This window comes from Streptosporangium sp. NPDC001559 (assembly GCF_042893955.1).
Lineage (GTDB): Bacteria > Actinomycetota > Actinomycetes > Streptosporangiales > Streptosporangiaceae > Streptosporangium.
The window spans coordinates 1-18228 of record NZ_JBIAVG010000029.1 but is presented as its reverse complement, the minus strand read 5'-3'; the positions used below and the strand labels follow the sequence as shown (position 1 = coordinate 18228).

Below are 18228 nucleotides of genomic sequence, written 5' to 3'. Positions count from 1 at the left end.
TTCCCCGACTAGACTCATGGCCGCTCAAGCCCTGGATTCGGAGCTCTCTCTTGTCTAACTACGACCCGGTCGAGGTGACCCCGCTGCACGCCGACGAGGTGGCGCGCATGCAGGCGGAGGCGCTCGACGCCGTCAAGGCGGCGCGCGACCTCGACGAACTCAAGCAGGTACGGCTCGCGCACGCCGGCGACCGCTCGCCGATCGCCCTGGCCAACCGCGAGATCGGCGCGCTTCCGCCCGCGGCCCGGGCAGAGGCGGGCAAACGCATCGGCGGCGCGCGCAAGGCCGTCGCGGACGCCTTCGCCGAGCGTCAGGCACAGCTGGAGGCCGAGCGCGACGAGCGGGTCCTCGTTGAGGAGACCGTCGACGTCACACTGCCCTGGGACCGTACGGCCCGCGGCGCCCGGCACCCGCTGACCACCCTGCAGGAACGCATCGCGGACGCCTTCGTCGGCATGGGCTACGAGGTCGCCGAGGGGCCCGAGCTGGAAGGCGAGTGGTTCAACTTCGACGCGCTGAACATCTCGCCCGACCACCCGGCGCGCTCCGAGCACGACACCTTCTTCGTCGAGTCCGTCGACTCGGGCAAGGTGCTGCGCACCCAGACCTCCCCGGTGCAGATCCGGGCGCTGCTGAGCCGTCCGCTGCCGGTCTACGTGATCTCGCCGGGCAAGGTGTTCCGCACCGACGAACTCGACGCCACCCACACGCCGGTCTTCCACCAGGTCGAGGGACTGGCGATCGACGAGGGCCTGACCATGGCCCACCTCAAGGGCACCCTGGACAGGTTCGCCGAGGTCATGTTCGGTGAGGGCATCACCACCAGGTTCAGGCCGAACTACTTCCCGTTCACCGAGCCCTCGGCGGAGATGGACCTGCGGTGCTTCGTGTGCCGGGGCGCCTCCGCGGTGCCGGGCAACCCGCACTGCCGTACGTGCAAGTCGGAGGGCTGGATCGAGTGGGGCGGCTGCGGGATGGTCAACCCGCGGGTGCTGATCGCCTGCGGCGTCGACCCGTCCCGCTACAGCGGGTTCGCCTTCGGCATGGGCATCGAGCGCACGCTGATGTTCCGCCACAACGTCGAGGACATGCGTGACATGGTCGAGGGAGACGTGCGTTTCACGCTTCCGTTCGGGATGGAGGTCTGATGAAGGTCCCGCTTTCATGGCTGCGGGAGTATGTCGATCTCCCCGCCGCGACCGCGCACGAGGTGGCCGACAGGCTCACCGCCGCCGGTCTCAAGCTGGAGGCCGTCACCTCCTACGGTCATGACGTCAAGAGCGTCGTGGTCGGCGAGGTGCTCGCCATCGAGGAGCTGCAGGGCTTCAAGAAGCCGATCCGGCACTGCCAGGTCGAGGTCGGTGAGGCCGCCCCACGGGAGATCGTGTGCGGCGCGACCAACTTCGTCGTCGGTGACCGGGTGCCGGTCGTGCTGCCCGGCGGTGTGCTGCCCGGCGGTTTCGAGGTCGGCGCGCGCAAGACCTACGGACGCATGTCCGAGGGCATGATCTGCTCGGAGCGCGAGCTCGGGCTGAGCGACGAGCACAACGGCATCATGGTGCTGCCCGAGGGCACGCCCATCGGCGCGGACGTGGCCGAGCTCCTCGGCCTGCGCGACGACGTGATCGAGCTGGAGATCACCCCGGACATCGGTTACGCGCTGTCGATCCGCGGCGTGGCCAGGGAGGTGGCCACCGCCTTCGGGGTGGCCTTCCTCGACCCCGCCGACGTCTCCCCGCCCGCCGAGGCGGCTCCGTCCTACCCGGCCTCGATCGCCGACGCGAGCGCGTGCGACCGCTTCGTGCTGCGGGAGGTCCAGGGCTTCGACCCGGCGGCGCCGAGCCCGCTGTGGATGCGCACGCGCCTGTCGCGCGCGGGCATGCGGCCGGTCTCGCTGGCCGTCGACGTCACCAACTACGTGATGCTGGAGCTCGGCCAGCCCCTGCACGCCTTCGACGCGACCCGGCTCGACGGTGAGATCGTCGTGCGCCGCGCCGAGCCCGGCGAGAAGCTGGAGACCCTCGACCACGCCGTGCGCACGCTCGACCCCGGTGACATCCTCATCACCGACGCCTCGGGCGCCATCTCGATGGCGGGCACCATGGGCGGCCTGAACACCGAGATCTCCGACACCTCGACCGACATCGTGATCGAGGCCGCGCACTTCTCCGCCAGCGGCATCGCGCGCATGTCCCGCCGCCACAACCTGGTCAGCGAGGCGTCCAAGCGCTTCGAGCGGGGGGTGGACCGGGAGCTTCCGCTCTACGCCTCCTGGCGCGCGGTCAGCCTGCTGGCCGAACTGGGCGGCGGCGTGGTCCAGCCCGGCGTGACCCACGCGGCGATCGAGATCGAGCCCGTCCAGATCTCCATCCCGAGCGGCTACCCCGGCCGGGTCGCGGGCGTCGTCTACGACCGCGAGACGGTGGTCCGGAACCTGGAGCAGGTCGGCTGCACGGTCGTGGACGGCTCGGTCGAGCCCGAGAACGCACTGGCCGCCAAGCTGGCCGTGGTCGGCGACGACATGCTGACCGTCACCCCGCCCTCGTGGCGGCCCGACCTGACCGACCCCAACGACCTCGCCGAGGAGGTCATCCGGCTTGAGGGCTACGACAAGCTGCCCTCGATCCTCCCGGGTGCCCCGGCGGGCGCGGGCCTGACCCCGGGGCAGCGCCTGCGCCGCCGTACGGGAAGGGCGCTGGCGGCCTCCGGCTACGTCGAGATCCTGGCCTACCCGTTCTTCGGGGAGCGTGACCTCGACAACCTGCAGCTGCCCGCCGACGACGCCCGTCGCCTGGCCGTACGGCTGGCCAACCCGCTCAGCGAGGACGAGCCGCTGCTGCGCACCACGCTGCTGCCCGGCCTGTTCAAGACGCTGGTCCGCAACGTGGGCAGGGGCTTCGGCGACGTGGCGCTGTTCGAGACGGGCCTGGTCTACCGGCCCGCCGAGGGCGCGCCCGCGACCGCGCCGGTCCTCGGCGTGGACCGCAGGCCCGAGGCGGAGGAACTCGCCTCGATCGAGGCGGCGCTGCCGGCCCAGCCGCTGCGGGCCGGGGTGGTGCTCGCGGGTGAGTTCGAGCGCTCCGGCTGGTGGGGCAAGGGCCGTCAGGCGGGCTGGGCCGACGCCGTCGAGGCCGCCCGCGTGGTGGCCCGTGAGGCGGGGGTCGTCCTCGACGTCCGCGCCGACCGGCACGAGCCCTGGCACCCGGGCCGCTGCGCCGCGCTGTACGTCGGGGACGTCCTCGTCGGTCACGCCGGTGAGCTGCACCCGCGCGTCATCGAGGCCTACGGCCTGCCGCCGCGCACCAGCGCGATGGAGCTGGAGCTGACCCACCTCGAAGGGCTGATGCCGGGCCCGGTGCAGGTCTCGTCCATCTCCGCCTACCCGATCGCCACCCAGGACGTCGCGCTCGTCGTCGACGCCGCGACGCCGGTTGCCGAGGTCGAGGCGGCGCTGCGCGAGGGAGCGGGCGGACTGCTGGAGTCGATCCGGCTGTTCGACGTCTACACCGGCGCCCAGATCGGTGAGGGGAACAAGTCGCTGGCCTACTCCCTGTGGTTCAGGGCGGCCGACCGGACGCTCACCGTGGAGGAGACCACCGCGGCCCGCGACGCCGCGGTCGCCCTGGCGGGCGAGCGGACCGGGGCGCAGCTGCGCGGGGTCTGATCGGATTCGGTACGGCCCCGGCCACCACGGACGACCCGTGGTGGCCGGGGCCTTCGCCTGTGGGGGATGAATGAGACATCTGCTGGTGTTCGCCGGACGTATGGAGGCCGAGGAGGTCGCGGTGCTGGTGGGAGAGGAGTTCCCGCAGGTGGAGACGCCCTCGGTGGTGCGTGAGGCCCTCGCTGGGGAGGACGACGCAGAGGACGCCCAGTGGCTCGTGGTCGTCGAGGACCCCGGCGGCGCACTGCCCGCCGAGGCCGTGACCCGGCTTGAGGAACTCGCCGAGGAACACGACGGCTGGCGCGAGCAGGACCTCTAGGCCTCGGCGACGGCCGTACGGCGGGCACGCTCCCGTACGGCGTGCTCGTCGGTGCGGGCGTCGTAGCGCCGGAAGTCGGACAGCAACGCCGCCATCGCCGCGACCGCGCCGACACACAGCAGCCCGCCGACGCCCATGGAGAAACGGGTGCCACCGAGCTGGGCCATCATGCCCGCTCGCGCGTTGCCCAGCATCGGGCCGCTGGTGTAGGAGAGCAGTTCGATCCCGGCCAGGCGGCCACGAAGCTCGTCGGGGATGGTCTGGTTCCAGATGGTCGAGCGGAAGATGCCGCTGATCATGTCGGCCGCCCCGGCCAGCGCCAGGAAGGCGAACACGCCCCAGACGGTCGGCATGACGGACGCCGCCGCGACCGCGACCCCGCAGACGGCCGCCGCGACGATGACACCCAGGCCGTGCCGGTGGACCCGGGCCGTCCAGCCGGAGGTGGTCGAGGCGACCAGCGATCCGACGGCGGTGGCGGAGAAGAGCAGGCCGATCGCCTGCGGGGAACCGAGCTCACCGGCCAGGAAGGGGTACAGCGCGGTGCACGAGGCGAAGACCATCGCCGCGATGTCCACCAGATAGGTGCCCATCAGATCGGGACGCCGTACGGCGTAGCGGACCCCCTCGACGAGCGCCGCGATCGAGGCGGGGGGAGCGTCCTTCGACTGCGCGGGCATCCTGACCATCCAGAGCAGGGCCATGGAGACCAGGAAGGTGGCCACGTCGACGCCGTAGGCCGCCGCGACGCCGAACACGGCGGCGATCAGGCCGCTGAGCGCGGGGCCGACGATGGCACCGAGGGTCCAGCGGAAGCCGGACAGCGCGGCGGCGGCGCCGACCTGGTCGTGCCGGACGACCCGGGGGAGCAGCGCCTCCAGGCTGGGCCGCTGCAGGCTGCCCAGTCCCGCGCTGAGCGCCCCGACCACGTACAGGACCCAGATCTGCGGTCTGGGCAGCAGGGCGTTGACCGTCAGGGCGACCGTCGTGAGGCAGAGCCCGGCCTCGGTGTAGAGAATGATCTTGCGCCGGTCGAGCGCGTCCGCGATCGCGCCGCCCCAGAGCCCGCACAGCACCATCGGCACGAACTCGGCCGCGTTGACCAGGCCGACCGCCACGTAGGAGTCGGTGAGCTGCTTCATCTGCAGCGGCAGCGCGACCAGGGTGAGGAAGGTACCGAACATCGTGATCGCCCCGGAGGCGAACAGCAGCCGGAAGTCACGTGAGTCGCGGAGCGGCCCAAGGTCCATTCCGACCCTGCGCAGCAGCCCCCCGAGGGAGCGATCAGATTTCTCCGGCACAAGGAGACAGTTTTTGGTACCGCTCCGCATCGGGGCAAACGGTTTTCCGCCCTGCCCGGCGGCAGGTCAGGCGCCGAGGACCTCCCGGCGCAGGACCGTCTTGAGGATCTTGCCGCCGGGGTTGCGGGGCAGTTCGCTCTCGCGGATCCAGAACCGGACGGGGACCTTGAAGGGGGCGATCCGCTCACGGAGGAAGGTCCGCAGCTCCTCGTCCTCCACGGGGGAGGCGAGCCGTACGATCGCGCCGACCTCCTCGCCGAGCTCCTCGTGTGGGATGCCGATCACCGCGGCGTCCTCGACCGCCGGATGTTCGAAGAGCGCGGCCTCGACCTCGGCGCAGTAGACGTTCTCCCCTCCCCGGATGACCATGTCCTTGGCCCGGTCGACGATGTAGACGAAGCCCTCCTCGTCGACCCTGGCCAGGTCTCCGGTGCGCAGCCAGCCGTCAGCGAAGGCCTCCGCGGTCTCCTCCGGCCGGTTCCAGTAGCCGAGGATCACGTTCGGGCCGCGCAGGCGCAGTTCGCCGACCTCGCCGATCGGCAGTTCCTCACCGCCCTGTCCGGTGACGCGCACGTCGACCACGGGCACGGGAAGGCCGACGCTGTCGGGTCTGGCGAGATAGTCCGGGCCGCCGTTGCCGATGGCCAGCGCGGTCGTCTCGGTCATGCCGTACCCGTTGGTCGGGGAGCGGCTGGGCAGCAGCTCGGTGAGCCGTTCGAGCAGTCTCGGCGGGGCGGGGGCGCCGCCGTACCCGAGGGAGGTGAGGCTTGAGACGTCGGCCTCGGCCAGGCCGGGGTGGGACAACAGCTGCCAGATGTTGGTCGGCACGCCGCTGAGGTTGGTGACCCGCTCCCGTTCGATGAGTTCGAGCGCGCGTCCCGCGTCCCACCTGCGCATCAACACCAGGCCGTCGCCGCCGAACATCGTGGTGGTCATCACCGCGAAGCAGCCGGTGGCATGGAAGAGGGGGACGGTCAGGAGCGTGACGCGGCGCCTGCCCGCCTTGCGCGCGGGGTCCCTGCCCGCCCTGACCGCGCTGCGCGTCGTGCCGTAGGCCACCGTCAGCGGGGACTGGCCCAGGTTGCGATGGCTGCCGAGCGCGCCCTTCGGGCGGCCGGTCGTGCCGGAGGTGTACAGGATGGTCGCGGGGTCCTGCGGGGAGAGGTCGACCGGCGGCGGCGTCACGTCCGGCTCGACGACGCCCAGTACCTCGGCGAAGGAACGGGCGCCCGCGGGCACCTCGCCGCGCGCCACGATCAGCGGGCATCCGGCCCCGGCGAGCGCCGCGGCGCGCTCGCCGTCGGCGATCAGCACCCGCGCTCCCGAGTCGGACAGGCCGAACTCCAGCTCCTTGGCGCTCCACCACGCGTTGAGCGGTACGGCGACCGCCCCGGCGGCCAGCACCGCGGAGAAGGCGATCACCCATTCCGGGTAGTTGCGCATGGCGATGGCCACCCGGTCGCCCTTGGCCACGCCGTACTCCCCGGCCAGGCGCCCGGCCAGCGTCGCGGCGCGCAGGTAGTGCTCCTCGTAGGTGACGCGCTCGTCCTCGTAGACGAGGAAGACCTTGGGGCCGTGGCGCCTGCTGGCCTCGAGCAGTGTCCGAAAGTGGACAGGAGCGTGTTTCCAGGTTCTAACCGGGCCACAGGGACCCGGGACCTCCTCCATCTCGAAGAGCTGCCCCGGGGCGGTGAGCCGAGCCAGGACCTGGTCGTGAGGGACGGCCATGCGTTCGTACTCCCCGGAGATGAAGGGGCGGGAGACATCACGATACCGGGCGGGACCGGGGCGGGCCTCGCATGATCACATGCATGTTTTGTGATGTTTTGTGGATGGAAGGGTAGATTGTCTGATGCTTGCATGACGTTCCCCTGGCGTGCATAATCTTTCTAGTAAGTTCATGAGTAATGATGCATGAATATGCAGTGTTTGGGGGGCGGATGAAAGCGGCCATCGCGGGTGCCAGCGGTTACGCCGGAGGCGAGATCCTGCGCCTGCTGCTGTCACACCCGGAGATAGAGATCGGCGCGGTGACCGCCGGGTCGAACGCGGGCACCCTCCTGGGCGCCCACCAGCCCCACCTGGCCCCGCTGGCCGACCGCACGCTCCTGGAGACGACCGCCGAGACCCTCGGCGGCCACGACCTGGTCTTCCTCGCGCTGCCGCACGGCCAGTCCGCCGCGGTCGCCGAGCAACTCGGCAAGGACACGCTGGTCGTCGACTGCGGCGCCGACTTCCGTCTCACCGACCCCGCCGCCTGGGAGCACTTCTACGGCGGCGTTCACGCGGGCTCCTGGCCGTACGGCCTGCCCGAGCTGCCCGGACGGCGCGAGGAACTCCGCGCCACCCGCAGGATCGCCGTCCCCGGCTGTTACCCGACCGCCGTCACGCTGGCCATGTTCCCCGCCTTCGCCGCGGGTCTCGCCGAGCCCGACGTGGTCGTGGTCGCCGCGAGCGGCACGAGCGGGGCGGGCAAGTCCCTCAAGCCGAACCTGCTGGGCAGCGAGGTCATGGGCTCGGTCGGCGCCTACGGCGTGGGCGGTGTCCACCGGCACACCCCCGAGATGGAGCAGAACCTCACCCCGCTGGCCGGGGCGCCGGTGAAGGTCTCCTTCACCCCGCTGCTCGCCCCCATGAGCCGTGGCATCCTCGCCACCTGCACGGCGCCCGCCAAGCCCGGCGTCACCGCCGCCCTGCTCCGCGAGGCCTACCTGGCCGCGACGAAGGACGAGCCGTTCCTGCGGCTGCTGCCCGAGGGACAGTGGCCCACGACCTCGATGACCCTCGGCGCCAACACCGCCGCCCTCCAGGTCACCCTGGACGAGCGCGTCGGCCGCGTCGTCGCCGTCGTCGCCATCGACAACCTCACCAAGGGCACCGCGGGGGGCGCGATCCAGAGCGCCAACCTCGCACTCGGCCTGTCAGAAGAACTCGGCCTTCCTCTCAACGGAGTCGCCCCATGAGCGTGACCGCCCCCCTCGGATTCAGGGCAGCCGGCATCGCCGCAGGCATCAAGTCCGGTGACGCCCGCGACCTGGCGCTGGTCGTCAACGACGGCCCGTCACGTGCCGCGGCCGGTGTCTTCACGAGCAACCGCGTCAAGGCCGCGCCGGTCGTGTGGTCCCAGCAGGTGCTGTCCGGGGGCCGGGTCAAGGCCGTCGTGCTCAACTCGGGCGGCGCGAACGCCTGCACCGGCAGCGCTGGCTTCCAGGACACCCACGCGACCGCGGAGCGCGTCGCCGAGGAACTCCAGGACTCCGCGGGTGAGATCGCGGTCTGCTCGACCGGCCTGATCGGCGAGCGGCTGCCGATGGAGGCCCTGCTCGGCGGGATCGGCACCGCGGTCTCCCAGGCCAGCAGGGACGGTGGCCTGGCCGCCGCCGACGCCATCCGCACCACGGACACCGTCTCCAAGATCTCCTTCCGCAAGGGCGAGGGCGGCTACATGGTCGGCGGCATGGCCAAGGGCGCGGGCATGCTCGCCCCCGGCCTGGCCACCATGCTCTGCGTGATCACCACCGACGCCGACGTGCCCGCCGAGCAGCTCCAGACCGCGCTGCGCGAGGCGACCAGGGTCACCTTCGACCGGCTCGACTCCGACGGCTGCATGTCGACCAACGACACCGTCCTGCTGCTGGCCAGCGGCGCCTCCGGTGTCAGCCCCGACCTCGCCGAGTTCGGGCAGGTCGTCCGCGCCGTCTGCGCCGACCTGGCCCGTCAGCTCCTGGTCGACGCCGAGGGCGCGACCAAGGCGATCGCCATCGAGGTCATCGGCGCCGCCTCCGAGGAGGACGCCGTCGTCGTCGGCCGTGCCGTCTCCCGCTCCAACCTGCTCAAGTGCGCCATCTACGGCGAGGACCCCAACTGGGGCCGGGTGCTGTCCGCCGTCGGCACCACCGACGCCGTCTTCGAGGCCGACCGGCTCAACGTGGCCATCAACGGCGTGTGGATCTGCCGTGGCGGAGCCGCGGGGGACGACCGCTCCAAGGTGGACCTGCGCCCCCGCGACGTGACGATCACCGTCGACCTGTCGGCGGGCCCGCACGCCGCGACGATCCACACCACCGACCTCACCGTGGCCTACGTCCACGAGAACTCGGCCTACTCGTCATGAGCGTCCCCACAAGGACCCAGGCGGCCCTGACCAAGGCGCACACTCTCATCGAGGCGTTGCCTTGGCTCGCCCGCTTCCAGGGCGCGACCGTCGTCATCAAGTACGGCGGTAACGCGATGACCGAGGAACACCTGAGGGAGAAGTTCGCCGACGACGTCGTCTTCCTGCGCTACGCCGGTCTCAAGCCGGTGATCGTGCACGGCGGCGGCCCCCAGATCAACGCCCAGCTCGACCGGCTCGGCATCGAGTCGACCTTCACCGCGGGCCTGCGGGTCACCACCCCCGAGGCCATGCAGGTCGTCAGGATGGTCCTGGTCGGCCAGGTCAACCGTGACGTCGTCGGCCTGATCAACCGGCACGGTCCGCTCGCGATCGGCATGTCCGGCGAGGACGCCCACCTGTTCACCGCGGTCCGCAAGCACGCCGTCGTCGACGGCGTCAAGGTCGACATCGGCCAGGTCGGCGACATCGTCGACGTCGAGGCCGGAGCGGTGCGGGCGCTGCTCGACGACGGGCGCATCCCCGTCGTCTCCTCGGTCGCGCGCAGCGAGGACGGCACCGTCTACAACGTCAACGCCGACACCGCGGCGGCCGCCCTGGCCGTGGCGCTCGGCGCCTCAAAGCTGATCGTCCTCACCGACGTCGAAGGCCTCTACCGCGACTGGCGCCCCGACGCGGCCGCCGGGGAGAACGAGGTCATCCGGCGCCTGAAGGCCACCGAGCTCGCCGAGCTCCTGCCCGGCCTGTCCAGCGGCATGGTGCCCAAGATGGAGGCCTGCCTGACCGCGGTCCGCGGCGGCGTGCCCCAGGCACACGTGCTCGACGGCAGGGTGCCCCACTCGGTACTGCTGGAGATCTTCACCGACGAGGGCGTCGGCACCATGGTCCTGCCGGACACGTCCGGGCGACGGGCGAGCACCACCAACGAGCTGAACGGGAGTGACACGTGAGCAACCAGTCGGAAGCGCTCAGCAGGCGTTTCGAGGCCGCCTTCATGCCCAACTACGGCGTGCCCCCGGTGGTGCTGGCGCGCGGCGAGGGCTCACGGGTCTGGGACGTCGACGGCACCGAGTACCTCGACCTGATCGGCGGCATCGCGGTCAGCTCGCTCGGCCACGCGCACCCCGCGCTCGTCGAGGCCGTCACCCGGCAGGTCGCCACGCTCGCCCACACCAGCAACCTGTTCCTGAACGAGCCCGAGGTGCTGCTCGCCGAACGGCTGATCGGCCTGCTCGGCGCCCCCGCCCGGGTGTTCCTCACCAACTCGGGCACCGAGGCGAACGAGGCCGCCCTCAAACTCGCCATCAAGTACGGCAAGGCCAACGGCCGCCCCTACGTCGTGGCCACGGAGAACGGCTTCCACGGTCGTAGCCTGGGCGCTCTCTCGCTGACCGGCAAGCGCGCCATCCGCGACCAGTTCGGGCCCTTCCCGGCTGATGTCCGCTTCGTTCCCTACGGCGACGCCGACGCGCTGAAGAACGCCGTCACCGACGAGTGCGCCGCGGTCTTCCTCGAACCCACCCAGGGCGAGGCCGGAGTCGTCCCGCCGCCGGACGGCTACCTCAGGGCCGTCAGGGAGATCTGCGACACGACCGGCGCACTGCTGGTCGCCGACGAGATCCAGTCGGCCATCGGCCGTACCGGACGCTGGTTCGCCCACCAGCACGAAGGCGTCCTGCCCGACGTGCTGACCCTGGCCAAGGGTCTCGGCGGAGGCATGCCGATCGGCGCCTGCGTCGGCCTCGGCGCCGCCGGAACGCTCTTCGCCAAGGGAGACCACGGCTCGACCTTCGGCGGCAACCCCGTCTCGGCCGCCGCGGCGCTGGCCGTACTGGAGACCATCGAGAGCCAGGACCTGCTCGAACACGTCAAGACCGTCGGGACACTGCTGTCCGAGGGAATCGCCGCGGTCGAGCACCCCCTGCTCAAGGGGGTCAGAGGCCGGGGCCTGTGGCTGGCCGTCGTCCTGACCGCCGAGCGCGCGGGTCGTTTCCAGGAGGCCGCCCAGCGCGTCGGCTTCCTGGTCAACGCCGTCCAGCCGGACGCCGTACGGCTCGCGCCCCCGCTCGTGATCACCGCGGAACAGGTCACCGCCTTCGTGACCGCGCTTCCGGCACTTCTCGACGAGGCATCCAGTGACTGAGCAAGGCACCACCTTTTCGGGGACCAGGCACTTCCTGCGTGACGACGACCTCTCGCCCGCCGAGCAGGCGGAGGTGCTCGACCTGGCCACGGCCATGAAGAAGGACCGGTACGGCTACCGCCCCTTCGAGGGCCCGCAGACGGTCGCGGTGCTCTTCGACAAGCCGTCGACCCGCACCAGGATCTCCTTCGCCGTGGGCGTCGGAGAACTGGGCGGCCTGCCCCTCATCCTCGACGCCGGGTCCTCGCAGATGGGCCGGGGCGAGTCCATCGAGGACACCGCCCGGGTCCTGGAACGCCAGACCAGCGCCATCGTGTGGCGCACCTCGGGACAGGAGCGGGTCGAGGCCATGGCCGCGGCCTCCTCCGTGCCGGTGGTCAACGCGCTGACCGACGAGTTCCACCCCTGCCAGATCCTCGCCGACCTGCAGACCGTCAGGGAACACTTCGGCTCCACGGCCGGGCTCACCCTGACCTACCTCGGGGACGGCGCCAACAACATGGCCCACTCCTACCTGCTCGGCGGGGCGCTGGCGGGCATGCACGTGCGGATCGCCGCCCCGACCGGGTACCGGCCCGACCCGGCGATCCTGCGCAAGGCGGGCGAGATCGCCGTGGGCACCGGAGGCTCGGTCGCCGTGCTGCCGGACGCCGGAACGGCCGTGGCGGACGCCGACGTCGTCACGACCGACACCTGGGTCTCGATGGGCCAGGACGGCAAGGAGCAGCGGATCGCCGACCTGACGCCCTTCCAGGTCAACGCCGAGCTGATGGACCGGGCCGCCAGAGGCGCGATCGTTCTGCACTGCCTGCCCGCCTACCGGGGGCTTGAGATCTCCGCCGACGTCCTCGACGGCCCGCAGAGCCTGGTTTGGGACCAGGCGGAGAACCGCCTGCACGCCCAGAAGGCGCTGCTGCACTGGCTGGTCTCGCAGTCCGGGAAGGGAGGGCGGACACCGTGACGATTCCCATGACCAAGGTGGCCCGCCAGGCGCGAATCGCCGAGCTCCTGGCGCGGCAGCCGGTCCGCTCCCAGCCTGACCTGGCTAAGCTTCTGTTGGAGAGCGGGGTGGAGGTCACCCAGGCCACTCTCTCCCGCGACCTGGACGAACTCGGCGCGCTCAAGCTGCGGGCCGAGGACGGTTCCCTGGTCTACGCCCTGCCGGGCGAGGGCGGCGGAAGAATCCCGCCGGCCAGGCTCGGCGGCGGTGAGACTCCGGCCGCCCGGCTGAGCCGGATCGCCGAGGAGCTCCTCGTCTCGGCGGACGCGTCCGCCAACCTGGTGATCGTGCGCACCCCGCCGGGTGCCGCGCAGTTCCTCGCCTCCGCCATCGACCACGCGGGCTGGAAGTCCATCCTCGGCACGGTGGCCGGAGACGACACGATCCTCGTCATCAGCCGCGACCCGATGGGCGGGGAAGCGGTCGCCGAGGCCCTGCTGAGGCACGCCGACCGACGTATGTAGCCCGCTTCGGCGGGCCGCCCCAGCTCAACCAGAAACATCTGCACAAGACTTTGGAGAAACTGATCATGACTGACCGGGTCGTACTCGCCTTCTCAGGCGGCCTCGACACCTCCGTCGCCATCCCGTTCCTCGCGGAGAAGACCGGAGCCGAGGTGATCGCCGTGGCCATCGACGTCGGCCAGGGCGGCGAGGACATGGAGATCATCCGCAAGCGGGCCATCGACTGCGGTGCCGCCGAGTCCGTCGTCGTCGACGCCCGCGAGGAGTTCGCCGCCGACTTCTGCGTGCCCGCCCTGCAGGCCAACGCGCTCTACATGGACCGCTATCCGCTGGTCTCCGCGCTGTCCCGGCCGCTGATCGTCAAGCACCTGGCCACCGCGGCCAAGCAGTTCGGCGGCACCCACGTCGCCCACGGCTGCACCGGCAAGGGCAACGACCAGGTCCGCTTCGAGGCCGGTCTGGCCGCGCTCTTCCCCGAGCTCAAGGTCATCGCCCCCGCCCGTGACTACGCGTGGACCAGGGACAAGGCGATCGCCTACGCCGAGGAGAAGAACCTCCCGATCGAGACCAGCAAGAAGAACCCCTACTCGATCGACCAGAACATCTGGGGCAGGGCCGTGGAGACCGGCTTCCTGGAGGACATCTGGAACGGCCCCATCGAGGACGTCTACTCCTACACCTCCGACCCGGCCCAGCCGCGTGAGGCCGACGAGGTCATCATCAGCTTCGTCAAGGGCGTCCCGGTCGCGCTCGACGGGCGCCACCTGACCCCGTTCCAGATCATCGCCGAGCTGAACCAGCGTGCGGGCGCCCAGGGCGTCGGCAGGCTCGACATGGTCGAGGACCGGCTCGTCGGCATCAAGTCCCGCGAGGTCTACGAGGCGCCGGGCGCCATCGCGCTGATCACCGCGCACATGGAGCTGGAGAACGTCACCGTCGAGCGCGACCTGGCCAGGTTCAAGCGGTCCGTCGACCAGCGCTGGGGCGAGCTCGTCTACGACGGTCTGTGGTTCTCCCCGCTGAAGAAGGCCCTGGACGTCTTCATCGCCGAGGCCCAGGAGCACGTCACCGGCGAGATCCGGATGGTCCTGCACGGCGGCCGGGCCACCGTCACCGGCAGGCGCTCCGAGGCCTCGCTGTACGACTTCAACCTCGCCACCTACGACACCGGCGACACCTTCGACCAGTCCCTGGCCAAGGGCTTCGTCGAGCTGTGGAGCCTTCCTTCCAAGATCGCGTCGGCGCGGGACGCTCGGCTGGCCTGATTGGGCTAAGGTCGCGGATTGAATGGGGAGGAGAACAACGGTGACTGATGGTGGTAAGCCGATGCGGCTGTGGGGCGGCCGGTTCGAGGGAGGGCCGGCCGACGCGCTGACCCGGCTCTCGGTGAGCGTGCACTTCGACTGGCGGCTCGTACCGTACGACCTGCTGGCCTCGCGCGCGCACGCCCGGGTGCTGCAGCGGGCGGGCCTGCTCACCGAGGACGAGCTGGGACGCATGATCGGCGCCCTGGACGACCTCGAGCGGGCCTGCCAGGCGGGAGAGTTCCGGCCGACCGTGGCGGACGAGGACGTCCACACCGCGCTCGAACGCGGTCTGCTGGAGCGCCTCGGCACACTCGGCGGCAAGCTCCGCGCGGGCCGCAGCCGCAACGACCAGATCGCCACCGATCTTCGCCTCTACCTCCGCGACCACGTCAGGCACATCGTGTCCCGGCTGGTCGAGCTGGAGACCGCGCTGATGAGCCAGGCCGAGCAGCACGCCGAGACGGCCGCTCCCGGCATGACCCACCTGCAGCACGCGCAGCCGGTCTCCTTCGGCCACCAGCTCCTGGCCCACGTCCACGCCTTCACCCGCGACATCGAACGGCTGCGCGACTGGGACAGGCGGGCGGCCGTCTCCCCGCTCGGCTCCGGCGCGCTGGCGGGCTCGTCCCTGCCGCTCGACCCGCAGGCAGTGGCCAGGGAGCTGGGCTTCGACTCCGCCGCGCCCAACTCGATGGACGCCGTGGCCGACCGGGACTTCGCGGCGGAGTTCCTGTTCGACGCGGCGATGATCGGCGTGCACCTGTCCCGGCTCGGCGAGGAGATCGTCCTGTGGGCCTCGCAGGAGTTCCGCTGGATCGAGATGGACGACGCGTACTCGACCGGCTCGTCGATCATGCCGCAGAAGAAGAACCCCGACGTCGCCGAGCTCGCCAGGGGCAAGAGCGGCCGTCTCGTCGGCAACCTCATGTCGCTGCTGACGACGCTCAAGGGCCTGCCGCTGACCTACAACCGTGACCTGCAGGAGGACAAGGAGCCGGTCTTCGACTCCGTCGACACCCTGCTGCTGGTCCTGCCCGCGATGGCCGGCCTGGTCTCCACCATGCGCGTCAACACCGCCAAGCTGGAGTCCTCGGCCCCCGACGGGTTCGCCCTGGCCACGGACCTGGCCGAACTGCTGGTGCGCAGGGGCGTCCCCTTCAGGGAGGCGCACGAGGCGGTCGGCCACCTGGTCGTCTGGTGCCAGGTCAACGACAAGGACTTCGACCAGCTCACCGACGAGGAACTACTCAAGGTCTCGGAGCACTTCACCCCCGACTCCCGGGAGGTGCTCTCGGTGCCGGGCGCGCTCGCGGCCCGCAAGGCCCACGGCGGCACGGCTCCCGACAGGGTGCGCGACCAGCTCCTCGACCTGCGGGAGACCGTCGACGGCCAGGCGGCGTGGGCGAGCGGCAACTGACACCCGGCGAGCTTCCGCTCGCCGGGGACACCCCGCTGACCCGCGACTTCTTCGACAGGCCGGGGCCCGAGGTCGCCCCCGACCTCCTGGGCCGTGTGATCACATACGGCCCGGTCGCGGTCCGTCTCACCGAGGTCGAGGCGTACGGCGTGCCCGGTCAGGACCCCGCCTCACACACCTTCCGCGGCAGGACGACGCGCAACGCGGTGATGTTCGGGCCTCCAGGACATCTTTACGTCTACTTCACCTACGGCATGCACTTCTGCGCCAACCTGGTCTGCCTGCCTGAGGGAGTCGGCTCGGGTGTGCTGATGCGTGCGGGTGAGGTGGTCGCCGGGGTCGAGACCGCGACGGCGCGAAGATCGGCGGGCGCGAGCCGTACGGTCTCCGGGCGAGACCTCGCCCGCGGGCCCGCGCGCCTGGCGGTCGCGCTCGGGTTCACCCGGGAGCACAACGGGCTCGACGCCTGCCCGCCGGGACCGATCACGGTCCTTGAGGGGAAGCCCGCCGAACCCGGCCTGATTCGTTCGGGGCCGCGTACCGGTGTCTCGACGGGCCGGGAGACCCCTTGGCGTTTCTGGATCGACGGCGATCGCACGGTTTCCCCGTACCGGCCGCACGTTCCGCGGCGTAGGTAGGGATCCACACTGGTCTGACCGGGAACGTGGGTCTATCAAGTGGCGAAGTGGTGCGGAGATCGGGCAGGCTGTAGGCGAAGCCGTACTGACCGTTCGAGCATTGGAAAGCAAAGATCGTGACCGAGATTCTGGATGACCTCGCCTGGCGTGGCCTGATCGCGCAGTCCACCGACATCGACGCCCTGCGGGCTGCGATGGCCGAGGGTCCGATCACGGTCTATTGCGGCTTCGACCCGACCGCGCCCTCCCTGCACGTCGGCAACCTGGTCCCGCTGCTGACTCTCACCCGCCTGCAGAGGGCCGGGCACCGGATCATCGGTCTGGTCGGCGGCGCGACGGGTCTCATCGGAGACCCGAGCGGCCGCAGCACCGAGCGCTCGCTCAACTCCTCTGAGATCGTCGCCGAGTGGGTCGCGCGAATCCGGGTCCAGCTGGAGAAGTTCCTCGACTTCTCCGAGGAGGGTGGCGGCACCCTGGTCAGCAACCTCGACTGGACCGAGGGCATGTCCGCGATCGACTTCCTGCGCGACGTCGGCAAGCACTTCCCGATCAACCGCATGCTGGCCCGCGAGTCGGTCTCGGCGCGTCTGGGCGGCGACGGGCTCAGCTACACCGAGTTCAGCTACCAGATCCTGCAGGCCAACGACTACCTGGAGCTGAACAGGCGCCACGGCTGCACGCTGCAGATCGGCGGCAGCGACCAGTGGGGCAACATCACCGCAGGGACCGACCTGATCCGCAGGGTGACCGGCGGTCACGTGCACGCGCTGACCGTGCCGCTGATCACGAAGGCCGACGGGACCAAGTTCGGCAAGACGGCCGGCGGCGCGGTGTGGCTCAACCCGGAGATGACCTCGCCGTACGCCTTCTACCAGTTCTGGCTGAACGCCGACGACCGCGACGTCGTGAAGTTCCTCAAGATCTACAGCTTCAAGTCCCGCGAGGAGATCGAGGAGCTGGAGAAGGCGGCGGTGGAACGGCCCGCGGCCCGGGAGGCCCAGCGCGCGCTCGCCACCGAGTTCACCACGCTGGTGCACGGTGCGGACGAGTGCGCCGCCGTGATCGCGGCCTCGGCCGCCCTGTTCGGACAGGGCTCGCTGGAGGAACTGCCCGCACGGACGCTGGGGGAGGCCCTGGCGGAGGTGCCGCGCGCCGAGATCTCCGAGCTGGGAGCCTCCTATGTCGACCTGCTGGCCCAGAGCGGGCTGGTGGAGTCGAAGTCCGCCGCGCGCAGGGCGGTCAAGGAGGGCGGCGCCTACCTCAACAACGTGAAGATCACCGATGAGGCGTACGTACCCTCGGCCGAGGACCTGCTGCATGGGCGGTTCCTGGTGCTGCGGCGCGGCAAGCGCTCCATCGGAGGCGTCGAACTGCTCGGCGCCTGACCTCTTTCTCCGCTGTACGGCGAAGGCCCCGGTGACGAAACCGGGGTCTTCGCCGTTTAGAACGGTAACGTTTGGGTAGCGAAGGTCATGGGTTCCCGGGCGGATCTACGATGACCTGCGGTTTCCCGGGATAGGCCTGATTTGACGGGCCTCGAGGGCCCGCCTAAAGTTTCCAATGCCCCGGGAGCGAGCCGGACGCCTCAAAGCGCGGACGGGCCCCAGGGGTGAACCCCTCTCAACGAACCTCGGTGTTCGGGCTTTGCGCTGGTCTCTGGAAAACAGAGACTTTGACACGGTCTGGATGTCACGGTAAGTTTGGAGGGTTGCTCCGGAGACGGGGTGAGCGAGATCCTAGTGGGTCTGGTGGGTTGGTGTCGAGTGGCTGCGAAGGCGGCGGGTTGACACGGACCGGCCGGAAATGATAGGATGGGAACACGGAAGTTTGTGCCCCTGAAGTGGTCACACCGGATGGTGTG

General features: G+C 70.6%; 15 protein-coding genes. 13 read left to right on the top strand and 2 right to left on the bottom strand.

All coding sequences use genetic code 11. From position 1 onward, the window contains the following. Window positions 1-107: 107 nt before the first annotated feature. The 3 genes from pheS (at window position 108) to ACFYY8_RS40330 (ending at window position 3983) form a co-directional block, all read left to right on the top strand. Window positions 108-1148: a phenylalanine--tRNA ligase subunit alpha gene (gene pheS, locus ACFYY8_RS40340; protein ID WP_390050435.1), complete on the top strand. Its 1041-nt coding sequence runs from the start codon at window positions 108-110 to the stop codon at window positions 1146-1148. Then, window positions 1148-3664, top strand: coding sequence for a phenylalanine--tRNA ligase subunit beta (pheT, locus tag ACFYY8_RS40335; protein WP_390050385.1), 2517 nt, complete (start codon window positions 1148-1150; stop codon window positions 3662-3664). Before pheS ends, pheT begins: the two co-directional genes overlap by 1 nt. Window positions 3665-3734: 70 nt before the next feature. Then, on the top strand, window positions 3735-3983 hold the full coding sequence (locus tag ACFYY8_RS40330; protein WP_390050384.1) for a hypothetical protein: 249 nt from the start codon (window positions 3735-3737) through the stop codon (window positions 3981-3983). On the opposite strand, the gene ACFYY8_RS40325 is transcribed toward ACFYY8_RS40330, so the two are convergent. Both ACFYY8_RS40325 and ACFYY8_RS40320 read right to left on the bottom strand, forming a co-directional pair. Next, the gene (locus ACFYY8_RS40325) at window positions 3980-5284 is read right to left on the bottom strand and encodes an MFS transporter (RefSeq protein ID WP_390050383.1); all 1305 of its coding nucleotides are present in this window, start codon (window positions 5282-5284) and stop codon (window positions 3980-3982) included. The genes ACFYY8_RS40330 and ACFYY8_RS40325 overlap by 4 nt on opposite strands. 66 nt (window positions 5285-5350) lie before the next feature. After that, a complete protein-coding gene (locus tag ACFYY8_RS40320; RefSeq protein ID WP_390050382.1) occupies window positions 5351-7012 on the bottom strand; it encodes a class I adenylate-forming enzyme family protein in 1662 nt (553 codons plus the stop codon). 212 nt (window positions 7013-7224) lie between these two features. Here ACFYY8_RS40320 and argC point away from each other — a divergent pair, with 212 nt between their 5' ends. From argC to tyrS, 10 genes are all read left to right on the top strand, one after another. Then, window positions 7225-8247, top strand: a complete 1023-nt coding sequence (gene argC, locus ACFYY8_RS40315) for an N-acetyl-gamma-glutamyl-phosphate reductase (protein WP_390050381.1) — start codon at window positions 7225-7227, stop codon at window positions 8245-8247. Then, window positions 8244-9398: a bifunctional glutamate N-acetyltransferase/amino-acid acetyltransferase ArgJ gene (gene argJ / locus ACFYY8_RS40310; protein ID WP_390050380.1), complete on the top strand. Its 1155-nt coding sequence runs from the start codon at window positions 8244-8246 to the stop codon at window positions 9396-9398. The genes argC and argJ overlap by 4 nt, the downstream gene beginning before the upstream one ends. Then, entirely contained in the window at window positions 9395-10348 is a 954-nt protein-coding gene (argB, locus tag ACFYY8_RS40305) for an acetylglutamate kinase (RefSeq protein WP_390050379.1), read from the top strand. Before argJ ends, argB begins: the two co-directional genes overlap by 4 nt. Window positions 10349-10392: 44 nt before the next feature. Then, window positions 10393-11541 carry an acetylornithine transaminase gene (locus tag ACFYY8_RS40300; RefSeq protein ID WP_390050434.1) on the top strand — a complete coding sequence of 383 codons (1149 nt, stop codon included), beginning with the start codon at window positions 10393-10395 and terminating at the stop codon, window positions 11539-11541. Beyond that, window positions 11534-12502, top strand: coding sequence for an ornithine carbamoyltransferase (gene argF, locus ACFYY8_RS40295; RefSeq protein WP_390050378.1), 969 nt, complete (start codon window positions 11534-11536; stop codon window positions 12500-12502). The genes ACFYY8_RS40300 and argF overlap by 8 nt, the downstream gene beginning before the upstream one ends. 8 nt (window positions 12503-12510) lie before the next feature. After that, a complete protein-coding gene (locus tag ACFYY8_RS40290; protein WP_184716701.1) occupies window positions 12511-13005 on the top strand; it encodes an arginine repressor in 495 nt (164 codons plus the stop codon). A gap of 65 nt (window positions 13006-13070) precedes the next feature. Continuing rightward, window positions 13071-14270 (top strand): argininosuccinate synthase, encoded by a 1200-nt coding sequence (locus ACFYY8_RS40285; RefSeq protein ID WP_390050377.1) that lies wholly within the window; start codon window positions 13071-13073, stop codon window positions 14268-14270. Between the two features lie 40 nt (window positions 14271-14310). Then, entirely contained in the window at window positions 14311-15729 is a 1419-nt protein-coding gene (gene argH, locus ACFYY8_RS40280; RefSeq protein WP_352011717.1) for an argininosuccinate lyase, read from the top strand. Beyond that, complete coding sequence (locus tag ACFYY8_RS40275) at window positions 15711-16367, top strand: DNA-3-methyladenine glycosylase (RefSeq protein WP_390050376.1); 657 nt, start codon at window positions 15711-15713, stop codon at window positions 16365-16367. Before argH ends, ACFYY8_RS40275 begins: the two co-directional genes overlap by 19 nt. A gap of 116 nt (window positions 16368-16483) precedes the next feature. Continuing rightward, window positions 16484-17752, top strand: a complete 1269-nt coding sequence (gene tyrS / locus ACFYY8_RS40270; protein WP_352011719.1) for a tyrosine--tRNA ligase — start codon at window positions 16484-16486, stop codon at window positions 17750-17752. The last annotated feature ends 476 nt before the right edge of the window (window positions 17753-18228 follow it).

What these genes read in the sequence shown, in the direction of transcription:
- ACFYY8_RS40285 (WP_390050377.1), top strand. Translation starts at nt 13,071, where the DNA reads ATGACTGACCGGGTCGTACTCGCCTTCTCAGGCGGCCTCGACACCTCC.
- ACFYY8_RS40330 (WP_390050384.1), top strand. Translation starts at nt 3,735, where the DNA reads ATGAGACATCTGCTGGTGTTCGCCGGACGTATGGAGGCCGAGGAGGTC.
- argC (WP_390050381.1), top strand. Translation starts at nt 7,225, where the DNA reads ATGAAAGCGGCCATCGCGGGTGCCAGCGGTTACGCCGGAGGCGAGATC.
- ACFYY8_RS40320 (WP_390050382.1), bottom strand. Translation starts at nt 7,012, where the DNA reads ATGGCCGTCCCTCACGACCAGGTCCTGGCTCGGCTCACCGCCCCGGGG.
- ACFYY8_RS40300 (WP_390050434.1), top strand. Translation starts at nt 10,393, where the DNA reads ATGCCCAACTACGGCGTGCCCCCGGTGGTGCTGGCGCGCGGCGAGGGC.
- pheS (WP_390050435.1), top strand. Translation starts at nt 108, where the DNA reads ATGCAGGCGGAGGCGCTCGACGCCGTCAAGGCGGCGCGCGACCTCGAC.
- argJ (WP_390050380.1), top strand. Translation starts at nt 8,244, where the DNA reads ATGAGCGTGACCGCCCCCCTCGGATTCAGGGCAGCCGGCATCGCCGCA.
- argB (WP_390050379.1), top strand. Translation starts at nt 9,395, where the DNA reads ATGAGCGTCCCCACAAGGACCCAGGCGGCCCTGACCAAGGCGCACACT.
- pheT (WP_390050385.1), top strand. Translation starts at nt 1,148, where the DNA reads ATGAAGGTCCCGCTTTCATGGCTGCGGGAGTATGTCGATCTCCCCGCC.
- ACFYY8_RS40290 (WP_184716701.1), top strand. Translation starts at nt 12,511, where the DNA reads ATGACCAAGGTGGCCCGCCAGGCGCGAATCGCCGAGCTCCTGGCGCGG.